Source organism: Stenotrophomonas sp. TWI602, assembly GCF_039674045.1.
GTDB lineage: Bacteria > Pseudomonadota > Gammaproteobacteria > Xanthomonadales > Xanthomonadaceae > Stenotrophomonas.
Map to the genome: position 1 here is coordinate 81294 of NZ_JBDJMT010000005.1, position 14767 is coordinate 96060.

The window sequence follows — 14767 nt, forward strand, 5'->3', positions numbered from 1 at the left end:
CGTGCGCCGAACGCGCATGGCATGGCTTCTTTGTCGACGGCAGTCGACACCTGTCAGGAAGCACGATGAAGACCAAAGACGTGTTGATGTCGGTGATCACCGCCGGCGTACTGATGTTCGCTTCTGTGTCCGTACAAGCTGCCCCGGGCGAGCGAGGAAGTGTGCATGCCGTGGCCGATGCAAGTGCACGCGATGTGGCGGCGTGGCTCGGGCAGCCGGCACGGGCCGGCGCCCTCGTCGATGCGCTGGCGGAGCACCCCGAACGCGGGCTGCCGTTGACCGCGGTCCTGGCCGAGAGCGATCCGGGTGGGAACAGCCTGGCGTCGCGGATGCTGTCCGAACGCGATGATCTGGTCCGCCAGTACAAGGGCCTGCCGGCCGCAGATCGTGGGTTGCTGCAGGTCCGCAGCTTCGTCCCGGCAGGGCAGACCCTGGCGTCGGTGGCGCCTGCCGATCTCTGGGTAGCGGTGCTGCCCAAGGGAAACGACCGCACATGGACCTCCCTGGTGGCCTACGACCGGCACGGGCGTCAGCATCTGCTGGATGCGCAGGTGGCCCCGACCTTCCCGGTGCTGATTGTGGACATCGATACCGGGCAGGCGGTCCAGGAAGGCATGGCCCTGATCAATGCCGGGTTGCAGGCGAGGGGACTGCAGTCGGCCGATCGCCTCACGGTGGCCGCCGATGGAGCGACCTCCCTGGATGTCACCCGGCTTGACCGTATCCGCCTGGCCAATGACGGCGAGCCGTGGGCGCTGGGCGGCGCGGAAGTGTTCGCCGTGGTCTCCGGCCTGCAGACAGGCGAGGCAGAGCCGGAGATGGCCACGGTGTCACTGCCGTACCTGGACCATGACAAGACCGATTACACCCCGGGCCAACCGTTGGTGATCTGGGGCAACTACCGGTTCGATACCGCCAACGTGCAACTGTTCGAAGACGATGGCGACACCAATTACAAGGACCTGCTGATCGCCCTCACCGAAGGCGTGAAGCTGGGGCTGGGTGCCTTCGCCCCGGAGTATGCGGTGATTGCCGAGATCGGCGGCGCGATCCTCAAGGCCATGCCGAGCGGCTGGTTTACCAACGATACCGACTACCTGGACAGCTTCTATCTGCTCCAGCGCGGTAAGACCTATACCGGGCGGATGGGCGCGGCGAACAATGCACAGGTAACGTTGAGCCCCCTCACGCTCCAGTAAAGCCGGCCGCGCTGGCCGGCTGCCCCTGAGGCCTGTCGCAGGCAGTGGCAAACGCGACCCGACAAAAAACGGCGGCGCTTTCGCGCCGCCGTTTTCGAGTGCATCCGCTGCCGGAGGTCAGCAGCAGCGCCCCCCGTTCTTGCCGCTGTAACGCGCCTCCTGGCGCTCGCGGAAGAATGTCTTGTAGTCCATCGGCACGCGGTCCGGATGCTTCTCCAGCACATGCCGGACGTAGTTGTCGTAATCAGGAATGCCGCAGCACAGCCGTGCGGTCTGCACCAGGCGCCGCCAGATGCGGCGGTGGGCCTGGTACTGACCGGCGGGGACGAGTTCAGTACTCATCACAGGTCCGCCATCTGGTGCGGCTCAAGCGCCACGTACGGGGTTTCCTTGTCGGTGCGCTGCGGCGTGCGGCGGGCCAGGAAGATGGTCTTGATCGCGTAGAACAGGATCGAGAACACCACGAACAGGAACAGGACGGTCAGGCCGGTGTTGACGTAGGCGTTGACCACGATCTGATGCATCTGGCCGACGGTCTTGGCCGGGGCGGTCAGCGTGCCGCTGGCGATCGCATCCTGGTACTTGTGCGCCTGGGCCAGGAAGCCCTGCGCCGGGTTGCTGTCGAAGATCTTGATCAGGCCGGCATAGGTGGTGCAGATCAGCAGCCACACGGCCGGCACGCCGGTCACCCAGGCGAAGCGGTCACGCTTCATCTTGAACAGCACCACGGTGCCGAGCATCAGCGCGATGCCGGCCAGCATCTGGTTGGAGATGCCGAACAGCGGCCACAGGGTCTGGATGCCGCCGAAGGGATCCACCACGCCGGTGTAGAGCAGATAGCCCCACAGCGCCACGCAACCGGCGGTGGCGATGATGTTGGCGGTCCACGATTCGGTCTTCTTCAGGGCCGGGATGAAGTTGCCCAGCAGGTCCTGCAGCATGAAGCGACCGGCACGGGTACCGGCATCGACCGCGGTGAGGATGAACAACGCTTCGAACAGGATCGCGAAGTGGTACCAGAACGCCATCATCGCGTTGCTGCCGCTCGGGATCGCTTCGTGCAGGATCTGCGCGATACCCACCGCCAGCGTTGGTGCACCACCGGCGCGGTGCAGGATGGTCGGCTCGCCGATCGCCGCGGCCGTGGCCTCCAGCTGCTCGGGGGTGATGATGAAGCCCCACGTATTGCTGATGTAGGCCGCAGCGGAGACCGCATCCGGGCCGATCACGGCCGCCGGTGCGTTCATGGCGAAGTAGATGCCCGGGTCGATGATCGAGGCGGCCACCAGCGCCATCACCGCGACGAACGATTCCATCAGCATGCCGCCGTAGCCGATGTAGCGCATGTGACGCTCATTGGCGAGCAGCTTGGGCGTGGTGCCCGAGGCGATCAGGGCATGGAAGCCGGAGACCGCGCCGCAGGCGATGGTGATGAACAGGAACGGGAACATCCCGCCTTTCCAGACCGGGCCGTCGCCACTGGCGGCGAACTGGGTCAGGGCCGGCATCTTCAGTTCCGGCATGACGATCAGGATGCCGATCGCCAGCGCCACGATGGTGCCGATCTTGAGGAAGGTGGACAGGTAATCGCGCGGGGCCAGCAGCAGCCACACCGGCAGCACCGAGGCGACGAAGCCGTAGCCGATCAGCATCCAGGTGATCTGGATCCCGGTGAAGGTGAAGGCCGGTCCCCAGACCGGATCGGCGGCGACCTTGCCACCGAACCAGATCGCGGCCAGCAGCAGGATCAGGCCGACCACGGAGATCTCGCCGATCTTGCCCGGGCGGATGTAGCGCATGTACACGCCCATCAGGATGGCGATCGGCATGGTCGCGATGACCGTGAACATGCCCCAGGGGCTTTCGGCCAGCGCCTTGACCACCACCATCGCCAGCACCGCCAGGATGATGATCATGATCAGGAAGGCGCCGAACAAGGCGATGGTGCCGGGTACCGGCCCCATTTCCTCACGCACCAGGTCACCCAGCGAGCGGCCGTTGCGGCGGCTGGAGAGGAACAGGATCATGAAATCCTGCACCGCGCCGGCCACGACCACACCCACCACCAGCCAGAGCAGGCCGGGCAGGTAGCCCATCTGCGCGGCCAGCACCGGGCCGACCAGCGGGCCTGCACCGGCGATGGCGGCGAAATGATGGCCGAACAGCACGTGTTTGTTGGTCGGGACGTAATCCAGGCCATCGTTGTTGATCACCGCGGGCGTGGCCCGGGTCGGATCGAGCTGCATCACCTTGTCGGCGATGAACAGGCTGTAGAAGCGATACGCGATGAGATAGATGGAGACCGCAGCGACGACGATCCACAGCGCATTGATGGGCTCACCGCGGCGCAGCGCGACGGTGCCTAGACAGAACGCGCCAAGCAGTGCGATGACTGCCCAACCCAGTTTTGAAAAACCTTTCATGAGATTGCGTCTCCCTGGAGATCGTCGTAAGAGTCCGCCTTGGCACTGACGGGGTCAATGCAATGGCGGGGGCTTGCTGCTAGTACTTTGGTCGTAGGGTGGGTGGGGCGCGTGCCCGTGCACGTCATCGGAACATCACGCTTGGAACAATCGGTTGCGGGCATGACGGTTGGCCGGCGGGGCCGGCGAGGCCATCTTGTTGATCGATCACCGACCCTGGAGTCACCATGAGCAGCCCAACCCCGGTGCGCGTGCTGCGCACCATCCGTGGCATGGCCACCTCCGATGGCGCCGGCGTGCGCCTGACGCGGGTGATCGGGGGGCCGTCGCTGCCCGACCTGGACCCGTTCCTGCTGCTGGATGAATTCGGCACGGACCGCGCCGAGGACTACATCGCCGGCTTCCCCAGCCATCCGCACCGTGGGTTCGAGACCGTCACCTACATGCTCGACGGCCGCATGCGGCACAAGGACAACCACGGCAACGAGGGCCTGCTCACGCCGGGCAGCGTGCAGTGGATGACGGCGGGCCGCGGCTTGATCCACTCGGAAATGCCCGAACAGGAATCCGGACAGATGCGTGGGTTCCAGCTGTGGGTGAACCTGCCGGCGCGCGACAAGATGACCGATCCGAAGTACCAGGAGTTCGCGCCGGACCACATCCCGGTGACCGCGCCGGCCGACGGCGTGCAGGTCAAGGTCATCGCCGGCCAGGTGGGTGACACCGTGGGGCCGATCGTGCAGCCGGCCACCGATCCGGTCTACCTGGACATCACCCTGGATGCGCGCGCGGGCTGGAGCTACACGCTGCCCGATGGCCACAACGCGTTTGCCTATGTATTCGAAGGCGGGCTGGAGATCGGTGAAGGCGATGACGCGCGTCCCGTGGCGCGCCAGGAAATGGCGGTGCTGGGCGGCGGCGAGCAGCTCAGCCTGCGTGCCGGTGAAACCGGTGCGCGCCTGATCCTGGTGGCCGGCCGCCCGCTGCGCGAGCCGGTCATGCGGCATGGGCCGTTCGTGATGAACACCAAGCAGGAGCTGATGCAGGCCTTCGTGGATTTCCAGGAAGGCCGCTTCTGAGGCACGTGGGCACCGGTCGCTGGCCGGCCGGCGCATGACACCTGACGGTGTGGGAGGCGCCGGCCAGCGGCCGGCGCTACCGTGGATGACGGGATGAGTGCGGTGCACTGTCCCGACCTCGTCCTCAGCGCCCGGCGGCGACAGCCGAGGGCGTCAGGTTCATCCCCTGCGCCAGCGTTTGCAGCGAACCCAGTTCGCTCTTGTCGCCGGCGTAAAGCGCAATCTGCGCAAAACGGTTCTTGTCGAATTTCACCACAGTGATCCGGCGGGTGTCATAGCCCGGCGGTTTCTGTCCCCCCAGGTCGGGCTGGTACCAGTACAGGGTTTCACCCGCGAAGCTGCCTTTTTCCTGGCGCAGCGCGCGGTTCAACGGCAGCTCGGGATTGCGCGCGCTCAAGGTCAGGCTGAGCACTTCGCGGCCATCGGCGGCGGTGGCCTTGCACAGGATGAAGTCGCGCTGGACGAGCGACTGCCATTGCAGGCCGCTGCTGGCGGGCAGGGACGGACATTCGCTGGTCGTTTGCGCCGCAACGGCGCCGGCAGTGACCAGCAGACACACACATACGACAGCGCGCAGGACGTTCATGGTTCCCCCAAGGTCGATGATCGCGTCCGTCGCTGACAGGCAGTCCGGTGGCCGTCGACAACCCAGGCCGTGGTGGCGCATTCCCCGCGCGCGTACCGGATCACTCGCTGCCGTCAGTGTCGGACGAGTGATCGGGACCTTAACGGAATGTGACTCAGTGTACAAATAACGGTTTCAGGTGAACCTTTCTGCACCGACGCCGGGCGGTGCGGGACCGCCCCGCCACGCCGGTCAACGGGGCGCGGCGCCCATCCACTTGTAGACGATGCCGCCGATCAGGCCGCCCAACAGCGGTGCCAGCCAGAACAGCCACAGCTGGCTGAGCGCGCCGCTGCCGGCGAACAGCGCCACGGCGGTGGAGCGCGCCGGATTGACCGAGGTATTGGTGACCGGAATGCTGATCAGGTGGATCAATGTCAGCGCCAGGCCGATCGCGATCGGGGCGAAGCCGGCCGGCGCGTTGCCGTGGGTCGCGCCCATGATCACGATCAGGAAGAACGCGGTGAGGACCACCTCGCAGAGGAAGGCGGCGGCGACGCTGTAGCCGCCCGGCGACAGCGCGCCATAGCCGTTGCTGGCGAATGCACCGGCCTGGCTGCCATCAATCTGGAAACCGGGCGCGCCGGAGGCGATCTGCAGCAGGATGAAGCCGGCCAGTGCACCGCCCAGCACCTGCGCCAGGATGTAGGGAAGCAGGTCGCGCGCGGGGAAGCGGCCGCCAGCCCACAGGCCAACACTGACCGCCGGATTGAAGTGCGCGCCGGAGACGTGTCCGAATGCATAGGCGCCGGTCAGCACGGTCAGGCCGAAGGCCAGCGCCACGCCCAGAAAGCCGATCCCCAGCGGATTGCCATCGCCACCGAAGTTGGCGGCCAGTACCGCGCTGCCACACCCGCCCAACACCAACCAGAACGTGCCCAGGAACTCGGCGGCCAGACGTTTGCCCATGCTCATCGACGTGCTCCACGTTATGCCCGGGGTGGGCAGGCGCAACGTAGCTGAATCGGGGTTCATCGGGGTGACGGTGGTGTCAACAGTCGACGAACGGATGGCCGCCGGCGTGTCGGCTCAGTACGAAGGCAGCGGAATGAACTCTTTATCGTCGCCCGGAATCGTGCCGAAGCGGCCGGATTCCCAGTCGTGCTTGGCCTGCTCGATCCGTTCGGTGGAGCTGGAGACGAAGTTCCACCAGAGGTGACGCGGCCCGTCGAGCGGTTCGCCGCCCATCAGCATCGCCTTGATCGGGGTCTTGGCGCGCAGGCGGCCGCGGGCACCGGGCTCGGGAATGATCAGGTGCTGGGCAGGGACGTCCACACCGTCAAGCTGGGCCTGGCCTTCCAGGATGTAGAGCGAGCGCTCGGCGTGGCCGGTATCCAGGTCGATTTCCGCATCGGCGTCCAGATCGATGGCGACGTTGAGGGTATCGGCGAAGACCTTGACCGGGGATTCTTCGCCGTACGCGCGGCCGGCGATGACGCGCAGCCAGGCACCGTTGCGGCGCTGCTGGGGCAGGGTCGCGGCAGCATGGTGATAGAACGCGGGATCGGTCTCTTCGGCACTCTTCGGCAGCGCCAGCCAGGTCTGCATGCCATGCAGCGGGTGGTCGTGCTCGCGTTCGACGGCAGGCGTGCGCTCGGAGTGGGCGATGCCGCGGCCGGCGGTCATCCAGTTGACGTCGCCGGGGCGGATGACCTGGTCCGAGCCAAGGGTATCGCGGTGGCCGATGGCGCCGGACCACAGGAAGGTGACGGTGGCCAGGCCGATATGCGGATGCGGGCGCACGTCGATCCCGGTGCCGGGGGAGAGCACGGCCGGGCCCATCTGGTCGACGAACACGAACGGCCCGACGCTGCGCGCCTGCAGGGTCGGCACGGCGCGGCGGACCTGCAGGCCACCGATGTCATGGATGCGGGGGGCGATGATGGTCGTCATGCGGGCGGTCTCGCTGGCGGGGACAGAGCGGGAGGATCGCATGCGGGGTGTGGGGGTGGGAGGCCTGTATCGGTAACAGGGTGTTCTGGTTGTACGCCGGCGGCGGAAACAACAACGCCAGCGTGCGCTGGCGTTGTTGCGATGCTCAGATGACCGGTTCGCGCAGCGCCGACGAATCCCAGCCCGGGCGCGGGGCGAAACGGTCGCCGTAGCGCTGCTGCAGGACCTTGAGACGTTCGACCAGGGCATCGGCGCCGGTGGCGCGGATGTACTGGATCGGGCCGCCGCGGAACGGGGCGAAGCCGGTGCCGAAGATCACGCCGGCATCGAGCAGGTCGGCGTCGGCGACGACGCCGTCATGCAGGCAGGCCACCGCCTCGTTGAGCAGTGGCAGGATCAGGCGGTCTTCCAGATCGGCCGGGACCTCGTAATTGGCGGGGACGTCCGGCTTCTGCGCGCGTCCGTTCTCCCACTTGTACAGGCCCTGGCCGTCCTTCTTGCCACGCTTGCCCTGTTCCACGGTCGCCAGGGCCGCCGGCACCTGCAGGCCGAGGAAGGGCGCCAGTTCCTTGCCTACGCCGGCAGCCACATCCAGGCCAACGGTGTCGAGCAGTTCGATCGGGCCCATCGGCATGCCGAACTTCACCGCGGCCTTGTCCAGCACCGGGCCCGGCACGCCTTCGGCATACGCGGTGGCAGCTTCAAGCATGTACGGGAACAGCACGCGGTTGACCAGGAAGCCGGGCGTGCCGGCGACCGGCACCGGGAACTTGCCCAGCGCCTTGCAGAACGAGGCCAGGCGACGCTCGGTCTCCGGCGCCATGCCGTCGTGATGGATGATTTCCACCAGCGGCATCTGCGCGACCGGATTGAAGTAATGCAGGCCGGCAAACTGCGCCGGACGCTGGATGTGGTCGCGCAGTTCGTCCAGCGGGATCGAGGAAGTGTTGGTGGTCAGCAGCGCATCGGCCTTCATCTTCGGCTCCAGCGACTGGTACAGCGCGCGCTTGGCGTCCGGGTTTTCGATGATGGCTTCGATCACCAGATCGGCCTGGGCCACGCCCTCGCCCGCGAGATCGGCTTTCAGGCGCGCGGCCACGGCCGGGCGCTTGCTGTCGTCTTTCACCCGCTTGGCAAACAGCGCCTGCGCGCGTTCCATGGCCGGGTCGATGAAGCGCTGCTCGCGATCCTGCAGGGTCACGTTGAAGCCTTTGTAAGCCGACCATGCCGCGATGTCGCCGCCCATCACGCCGGCGCCGACCACGTGGACGTGCTGGATGCCGTGGTCCTTGCCGCCCAGCGCCTTCAGGCGTTCGGTCAGGAAGAAGATGCGGATCAGGTTGCGTGCGGTCGGGGTGCCGGCCAGCTTCACCACCGCGCGGCGTTCGGCATCCAGACGGGTCTGGATCGGGCTGCCGCCGGTGCGTGCCCATGTGTTGATCAGCGCGTAGGGGGCCGGGTAGTGCTCCTTGCGCGCCTTGCGGGCGACCTGCTTGGCCATCTGCGGGGCGAGCAGCTTGCGTGCCAGCCAGGTGTTGGTGATCCACGCGGTCGCGCGCTGCTTGAATGGGCGGGTAGTGCCCTTCAGCGCGAGCGACACCGCGGTATCGAGCAGCACGGCCGGTGCGACCACCTTGTCGACCAGGCCGATGTTGCGCGCGGCCGAGGCCGACAGGTTGCGGCCGGTCAGCATCATGTCCATCGCCGCCGGGGCGCCCACCAGCTGCGGCAGGCGCGAGCTGCCGCCCCAGCCCGGGAAGATGCCCAACTGGGTTTCCGGCAGGCCGATGCGGGTGGAGGCATCGTTGGAGGCGACGCGGTAACGGCAGGCCAGGGCCAGCTCGGTGCCGCCGCCCAGGCAATGACCATGGATCGCCGCGACGGTCGGGCAGGGCAGTTCGGCCAGCTTCTGGTAGGTGCTCTGGCCACGGCGGATTGCGTCATTGACGGTGCCGCGGCGGTCGAATTCCTGGAATTCCTTCAGGTCCGCTCCGGCGATGAAGCCGGCCGCCTTGATCGACTGGATCACCACCGCCTTGGGCGGGTCCATCGCGATCCGCTCGATCAGGTCGCCCAGTTCGAGCAGCACGTCCTGCGACATGGCATTGACGCTGCTGTCGTGGCGGTCGAGGCTGAGCACGACGACGCCATCGTCACGGATCTGCGGGTGCCAATGCGAGAAGCGGAGCCCATCGAAGCCTGAGAGCATGGGAACGTTCCATCCGGTTGTGTATGGAGAAGGGGGCTATGATCCAGAGGTTGTTTCCTCCCCGTCAAATCCCTATAGCTGGGGGAGAGATACCGTCGATTCATTGCCTGGATCGGAAACCTTAACGGAACGGTGGTTAAAAGCTGGTGCGGCGCTGTGTGATCGAGCGCTGAACTTTTCCCGGGATTGGCAGTCTCATTGCCCGACGTCGGTTGGGCTGACAGGAGTGCGGCCCCCCATGGCCGAGGTTGAAACACCACAGGAGCTGGACCTGGAGCTGGTCCGACGTGTGCAGCGTGGCGAGAGCGCGGCGTTCGATGTCCTGGTACGCAAGTATCAGCATCGGGTCATCGCGCTGATCGGGCGCTACATCGCGGACTGGAGTGAATGTCAGGACGTGGCCCAGGACACTTTCGTCCGCGCGTATCGCGCGATCGGCAGTTTCCGCGGCGACGCCCAGTTCTATACCTGGTTGCACAGGATCGCCGTGAACACTGCCAAGAACCATCTCGCCGCCCACAACCGCCGCCCGCCCACCGATGACATCGAGATCGGGGACGCCGAGCAGTACGACAGCGGCACCCGCCTGCGCGACACCGACACGCCCGAACGCGAGTTGATGCGCCAGGAACTGGAACAGACGGTGATGAAGGCGGTCTCCGCGCTGCCTGAAGAACTGCGATCGGCCATCACCATGCGCGAGGTGGACGGCCTGAGCTACGACGAAATCGCGCAGAAGATGGGGTGCCCGATCGGCACCGTGCGGTCGCGGATCTTCCGTGCCCGTGAGGCGATCGACACTGAACTTCGGCCGCTGCTCGATGTGGGCAGCGCCACCCGCGAGAAGAGCCGCGCATGAGCCACGATATGTCCAATGATGCTTCCCGGGGCGCGTCCCCCGATAAATTCGACGCCCATTACCGGCAGCAGCTGTCGTCGTTGATCGATGGCGAGCTGTCCGCCGATGAAGCCCGTTTCATGCTGCGCCGGCTGGAACACGATGAGGCGTTGTCGAGCTGCAACGAACGCTGGCAGATGCTGGGCGATGTGCTGCGCGGGCAGGCCTGCGCGCCGGCGCCGGTCGATTTCGCCGAGCGTGTGCGCGTTTCCGTGGCGGCCGAGCCGGCACCGGCGATGCAGGCGCGTGTCGAGCGCAGCCAGGACCGTCAGGAACGGCGTGTCGGTTGGCGACGCTGGGGCGGGGGGGCGGCGTTGGCCGCCTCCGTCGCGGCCGTGGCGATGTTCATGACCCGCGAGCAGCTGCCGGCCCCGGCCCCGCTGGACGCGCCGACCACCATCATCGCCAGCCAGGCCGAGCTTCCTGCCGCGCCGGTGACCGAAGCCTCTGCCGCCGAACAGGCGCTCGCCGTGGCGGCGGTGCCCGCTGCCGCGGTGGCTGCCGCCAGCCGCCGCCAGGAGGTGGCGACGGCACGCCGCGCCAGCGCCAGCGCCACGCGTACCCAGCAGGCTGCGCGCAGCGCCGCCGAGCGCAGTGCCGAGCCGCAGCGGGCGATCGCCAGCCAGGCGCCGTTGGCCCCGGCCATGCCGGCGGCCGCCGCGCGGCAGTTCCCGTTCGGCGAGGTCGGCACTCTGCAGGCCAAGCCTTGGCCGCGCTCCAGTCTGGCCCCGGCCGCAGGTGGCGCGCTCAATGCGAGTTTCTCCACACAGGCGCCGCAGGCCGCGTTCTATCCGTTCGAGCCGCGCCTGCAGGAGTCGGCCGAATCGGCCGAACCCGCGCGCCGGCACCGCGACTGAGCATCGTCGCGCTGACGCTCCGCTCCGGCCTGTGCGCCGGAGCGTTCCCCCCCTTTGTTCCCTGACCCGGAGGTTCGTGTCTGATGACCGCCCGTATCCGTACCCATGCCCTGGCGCTGATCGCCATGACGCTCCCACTGGTGGCCTGCGCGCAGTCGCCGTCGCCGGCCACCGCTGCCGCGCCGGCGGCCGCTGCTGCACCCCGCGCGCCGGCGCCGCAGCTGGTCAGTGGCCTGCCGGACTTCACCCATCTGGTCGAACAGGTCGGGCCGGGCGTGGTCAATGTCGAGACCACCATCGTGCGCAGTAACCGCCAGGCACGCATGGCCGGGCCGTCCGATCAGGACATGCCGGAGTTCTTTCGCCGCTTCTTCGGCCCGGATTTCCAGATGCCAGGGCAGGGCGCGGACGGTCCCGATGACGGCACCCCGAGCATCCGCGGCCGCGGCATGGGGTCGGGCTTCATCATCTCCGCCGACGGCTACGTGCTGACCAATCACCATGTGGTCGCTGATGCCAGCGAAGTGAAGGTCAAGCTTGGCGATCGCCGTGAGTTCACCGCCAAGGTGGTCGGCAGTGACCAGCAGTACGACGTGGCACTGCTCAAGATCGACGGAAAGAATCTGCCGACCGTGCGCGTGGGCGACTCCAACACCCTCAAGCCTGGGCAATGGGTGGTCGCGATCGGTTCGCCGTTCGGGCTGGACCACTCCGTCACCGCTGGCGTAGTCAGCGCGGTCGGCCGCAGCACCGGCGGCCCGGACCAGCGCTATGTGCCCTTCATCCAGACCGACGTGGCGATCAACCAGGGCAACTCCGGTGGCCCGCTGCTCAATACCCGTGGTGAAGTGGTCGGCATCAACTCGCAGATCTTCTCCGCTTCTGGCGGCTACATGGGGATCAGCTTCGCGATCCCGATCGACCTGGCGATGGGTGCGGTGGAGCAGATCAAGAAGACCGGCCGGGTCAGCCGCGGCCAGCTCGGCGCGGCGGTCGGCCCGATCGATGGCCTCAAGGCCCAGGGGCTGGGCCTGCCGGACAGCCGCGGCGCGCTGGTCAACGAGGTGGTCGCGGGCAGCGCAGCGCTCAAGGCCGGTATCGAGCCGGGAGACGTGATCCGCTCGGTCAATGGCAGCCCGATCAACACCTTCAGCGATCTGCCGCCGGCCATCGGCGCGCTGCCGCCGGGCAGCAAGGTGCGCCTGAGCGTGCTGCGCGATGGCAAGGAGCGGGAGATCACCGCCACCCTGACCGAGCTGGCCGAAGACGCCGAGCGTGGCGCCGCCCGTCCTGCCGCGGACGCGGCCAAGCCCGAGGCCGGCGCCAATGCCCTGCTGGGGCTGGAGGTGGCCGACTTGACCGCCCCGCAGCGCCAGCAGCTGGGCCTGTCGGCGGGCGAGGGCGTGCGCATCACCCGGGTCAACGGCCAGTCCGCGCGTGACGCCGGCCTGTCGCCGGGCCTGGTGGTGCTGCAGGTCGGCCGGACCCCGGTCGGCAGCGTGGCCGCGCTGAACAAGGCGTTGGGCGGCTACGCCAAGGGCGATGTGGTCATGCTGCTGATCCGCGCCAACGGCAACAGCGCCTTCGTGGCGGTCAAGGCCGGGCAGTAAGCCCCGCCCCGCCTACGTTTCCGGGCCCGCTTCGGCGGGCTCGGTCGTTTCTGGCGGGCCGATCACGCCAATCGCGGGCGGCCGCACGCGGGACCGGGCCGGCCATGCGATAATCCGCAGTCATCCTGACGACGCGACGCGCCGCCGCCACCTATGTCTTCTGATTCGATGCGGTTCATCCGCAACTTCTCCATCATCGCCCACGTCGACCACGGCAAGTCCACGCTGGCCGATCGCATCATCCAGCTTTGCGGCGGCCTCCAGGCCCGTGAGATGGAGGCGCAGGTGCTCGACTCGAACCCGATCGAGCGCGAGCGTGGCATCACCATCAAGGCCCAGTCGGTCTCGCTGCCGTATGTCGCCAAAGACGGCCACACCTACCACCTGAACTTCATCGACACCCCCGGGCATGTCGACTTCTCCTATGAAGTCAGCCGCTCGCTGGCCGCCTGCGAAGGCGCGCTGCTGGTGGTCGATGCGGCCCAGGGCGTGGAAGCACAGTCCGTTGCCAACTGCTACACGGCGGTCGAGCAGGGCCTGGAAGTGGTGCCGGTGATCAACAAGATCGACCTGCCCACCGCCGACATCGACCGTGCCAAGGCCGAGATCGAGGCCGTGATCGGCATCGACGCCACCGACGCGGTGGCCGTCAGTGCCAAGACCGGCCTGAACGTGGGCGACGTGCTGGAAGCGATCGTGCATCGCATCCCGCCGCCGGTGCCGCGCGATACCGACAAGCTGCAGGCGCTGATCATCGACTCGTGGTTCGATAATTACCTCGGCGTGGTCTCGCTGGTGCGCGTGATGCAGGGCCAGATAAAGGCCGGCGACAAGCTGCAGGTGATGTCCACCGGCCGCAACCACCAGGTCGACAACGTCGGCGTGTTCACCCCCAAGCGCAAGGTGCTGCCGGCACTGAACGCCGGTGAGGTGGGCTGGGTGACGGCCAGCATCAAGGACGTGCACGGCGCGCCGGTCGGCGACACCCTGACCCTGGCCGCCGACCCGGCCGCCACGCCGCTGCCGGGCTTCCAGGAAATGCAGCCGCGCGTGTTCGCCGGCCTGTTCCCGGTCGATGCCGAGGATTACCCGGACCTGCGCGAAGCGCTGGACAAGCTGCGCCTGAACGATGCCGCGCTGCGCTTCGAGCCGGAAAGCTCCGAAGCCATGGGCTTCGGCTTCCGCTGCGGCTTCCTGGGCATGCTGCACATGGAAATCGTGCAGGAGCGCCTGGAGCGCGAGTACAACCTGGACCTGATCAGCACCGCGCCGACCGTGGTCTATGAAGTGCTCAAGACCGACGGCAGCATCATCAACATGGACAACCCGGCCAAGCTGCCGCCGGTGAACATGGTCGATGAGATCCGCGAGCCGATCATCCGCGCCAACGTGCTCACCCCCGAGGAGTACATCGGCAACATCATCAAGCTGTGCGAAGAAAAGCGCGGCAGCCAGATCGGCATCAACTACCTGGGCAGCCAGGTGCAGATCAGCTACGAGCTGCCGATGGCCGAGGTGGTGCTGGATTTCTTCGACAAGCTCAAGTCGGTCAGCCGCGGCTATGCCTCGCTGGACTATCACTTCGTGCGCTTCGATGCCGGCCCGTTCGTCCGCGTGGACGTGCTGATCAATGGCGACAAGGTCGATGCGCTGTCGCTGATTGTGCACCGCAGCCATGCCGACCGCCGGGGCCGCGAGCTGTGCGAGAAGATGAAGGAACTGATCCCGCGCCAGCAGTTCGACGTGGCCATCCAGGCCGCCGTCGGCTCGCAGATCATCTCGCGCACCACGGTCAAGGCGATGCGCAAGAACGTGCTGGCCAAGTGCTATGGTGGCGACGTTTCGCGCAAGAAGAAGCTGCTCGAGAAACAGAAGGAAGGCAAGAAGCGCATGAAGCAGGTCGGCCGCGTGGAAATCCCGCAGGAAGCCTTCCTGGCCGTGCTGCAGATGGACAAGTAAGGCCGGATGGCTTTC

Annotated in this window: 12 protein-coding genes; 6 read left to right on the plus strand and 6 right to left on the minus strand. The window is 67.1% G+C overall.

Annotated features, from left to right (window positions below; all coding sequences use genetic code 11):
* The first annotated feature begins 65 nt into the window (after positions 1-65).
* On the plus strand, positions 66-1199 hold the full coding sequence (locus tag ABE483_RS07600; protein ID WP_346481453.1) for a DUF3103 family protein: 1134 nt from the start codon (positions 66-68) through the stop codon (positions 1197-1199).
* A 117-nt stretch (positions 1200-1316) separates the two neighbouring features.
* On the opposite strand, the gene ABE483_RS07605 is transcribed toward ABE483_RS07600, so the two are convergent.
* Together ABE483_RS07605 and ABE483_RS07610 are read right to left on the minus strand one after the other, a co-directional pair.
* On the minus strand, positions 1317-1541 hold the full coding sequence (locus tag ABE483_RS07605) for a CstA-like transporter-associated (seleno)protein (RefSeq protein WP_019183464.1): 225 nt from the start codon (positions 1539-1541) through the stop codon (positions 1317-1319).
* Positions 1541-3622, minus strand: a complete 2082-nt coding sequence (locus tag ABE483_RS07610; RefSeq protein WP_313211347.1) for a carbon starvation CstA family protein — start codon at positions 3620-3622, stop codon at positions 1541-1543. The genes ABE483_RS07605 and ABE483_RS07610 overlap by 1 nt, the downstream gene beginning before the upstream one ends.
* 227 nt (positions 3623-3849) lie before the next feature.
* On the opposite strand from ABE483_RS07610, the gene ABE483_RS07615 reads away from it, so the two are divergent.
* Positions 3850-4701: a pirin family protein gene (locus ABE483_RS07615; RefSeq protein WP_313211348.1), complete on the plus strand. Its 852-nt coding sequence runs from the start codon at positions 3850-3852 to the stop codon at positions 4699-4701.
* A 124-nt stretch (positions 4702-4825) separates the two neighbouring features.
* Here the strand turns inward: ABE483_RS07615 and ABE483_RS07620 are convergent, their stop codons facing one another.
* The 4 genes from ABE483_RS07620 to ABE483_RS07635 all read right to left on the minus strand — a co-directional run bounded on the left by ABE483_RS07620 (position 4826) and on the right by ABE483_RS07635 (position 9428).
* Positions 4826-5287, minus strand: a complete 462-nt coding sequence (locus tag ABE483_RS07620; RefSeq protein ID WP_313211349.1) for a hypothetical protein — start codon at positions 5285-5287, stop codon at positions 4826-4828.
* A 231-nt stretch (positions 5288-5518) separates the two neighbouring features.
* Positions 5519-6241 carry an aquaporin Z gene (gene aqpZ, locus ABE483_RS07625; protein WP_313211350.1) on the minus strand — a complete coding sequence of 241 codons (723 nt, stop codon included), beginning with the start codon at positions 6239-6241 and terminating at the stop codon, positions 5519-5521.
* Between the two features lie 114 nt (positions 6242-6355).
* Positions 6356-7219 (minus strand): pirin family protein, encoded by an 864-nt coding sequence (locus ABE483_RS07630; protein WP_313211351.1) that lies wholly within the window; start codon positions 7217-7219, stop codon positions 6356-6358.
* 145 nt (positions 7220-7364) lie between these two features.
* A complete protein-coding gene (locus ABE483_RS07635; protein ID WP_346481454.1) occupies positions 7365-9428 on the minus strand; it encodes a 3-hydroxyacyl-CoA dehydrogenase NAD-binding domain-containing protein in 2064 nt (687 codons plus the stop codon).
* A 238-nt stretch (positions 9429-9666) separates the two neighbouring features.
* Here ABE483_RS07635 and rpoE point away from each other — a divergent pair, with 238 nt between their 5' ends.
* From rpoE to lepA, 4 genes are all read left to right on the plus strand, one after another.
* Positions 9667-10287 carry an RNA polymerase sigma factor RpoE gene (gene rpoE, locus ABE483_RS07640; RefSeq protein WP_313219082.1) on the plus strand — a complete coding sequence of 207 codons (621 nt, stop codon included), beginning with the start codon at positions 9667-9669 and terminating at the stop codon, positions 10285-10287.
* On the plus strand, positions 10284-11183 hold the full coding sequence (locus ABE483_RS07645) for a sigma-E factor negative regulatory protein (RefSeq protein ID WP_313211354.1): 900 nt from the start codon (positions 10284-10286) through the stop codon (positions 11181-11183). Before rpoE ends, ABE483_RS07645 begins: the two co-directional genes overlap by 4 nt.
* Before the next feature lie 83 nt (positions 11184-11266).
* Positions 11267-12793: a DegQ family serine endoprotease gene (locus ABE483_RS07650; RefSeq protein WP_313211355.1), complete on the plus strand. Its 1527-nt coding sequence runs from the start codon at positions 11267-11269 to the stop codon at positions 12791-12793.
* 168 nt (positions 12794-12961) lie between these two features.
* Positions 12962-14752, plus strand: coding sequence for a translation elongation factor 4 (lepA, locus tag ABE483_RS07655; RefSeq protein WP_313211392.1), 1791 nt, complete (start codon positions 12962-12964; stop codon positions 14750-14752).
* The last annotated feature ends 15 nt before the right edge of the window (positions 14753-14767 follow it).

Bases quoted from the DNA above. Each gene is read 5' to 3' on its own strand.
- ABE483_RS07600 (WP_346481453.1), top strand. From the start codon at position 66: ATGAAGACCAAAGACGTGTTGATGTCGGTGATCACCGCCGGCGTACTG.
- ABE483_RS07605 (WP_019183464.1), bottom strand. From the start codon at position 1,541: ATGAGTACTGAACTCGTCCCCGCCGGTCAGTACCAGGCCCACCGCCGC.
- ABE483_RS07610 (WP_313211347.1), bottom strand. From the start codon at position 3,622: ATGAAAGGTTTTTCAAAACTGGGTTGGGCAGTCATCGCACTGCTTGGC.
- ABE483_RS07615 (WP_313211348.1), top strand. From the start codon at position 3,850: ATGAGCAGCCCAACCCCGGTGCGCGTGCTGCGCACCATCCGTGGCATG.
- ABE483_RS07620 (WP_313211349.1), bottom strand. From the start codon at position 5,287: ATGAACGTCCTGCGCGCTGTCGTATGTGTGTGTCTGCTGGTCACTGCC.
- aqpZ (WP_313211350.1), bottom strand. From the start codon at position 6,241: ATGAGCATGGGCAAACGTCTGGCCGCCGAGTTCCTGGGCACGTTCTGG.
- ABE483_RS07630 (WP_313211351.1), bottom strand. From the start codon at position 7,219: ATGACGACCATCATCGCCCCCCGCATCCATGACATCGGTGGCCTGCAG.
- ABE483_RS07635 (WP_346481454.1), bottom strand. From the start codon at position 9,428: ATGCTCTCAGGCTTCGATGGGCTCCGCTTCTCGCATTGGCACCCGCAG.
- rpoE (WP_313219082.1), top strand. From the start codon at position 9,667: ATGGCCGAGGTTGAAACACCACAGGAGCTGGACCTGGAGCTGGTCCGA.
- ABE483_RS07645 (WP_313211354.1), top strand. From the start codon at position 10,284: ATGAGCCACGATATGTCCAATGATGCTTCCCGGGGCGCGTCCCCCGAT.
- ABE483_RS07650 (WP_313211355.1), top strand. From the start codon at position 11,267: ATGACCGCCCGTATCCGTACCCATGCCCTGGCGCTGATCGCCATGACG.
- lepA (WP_313211392.1), top strand. From the start codon at position 12,962: ATGCGGTTCATCCGCAACTTCTCCATCATCGCCCACGTCGACCACGGC.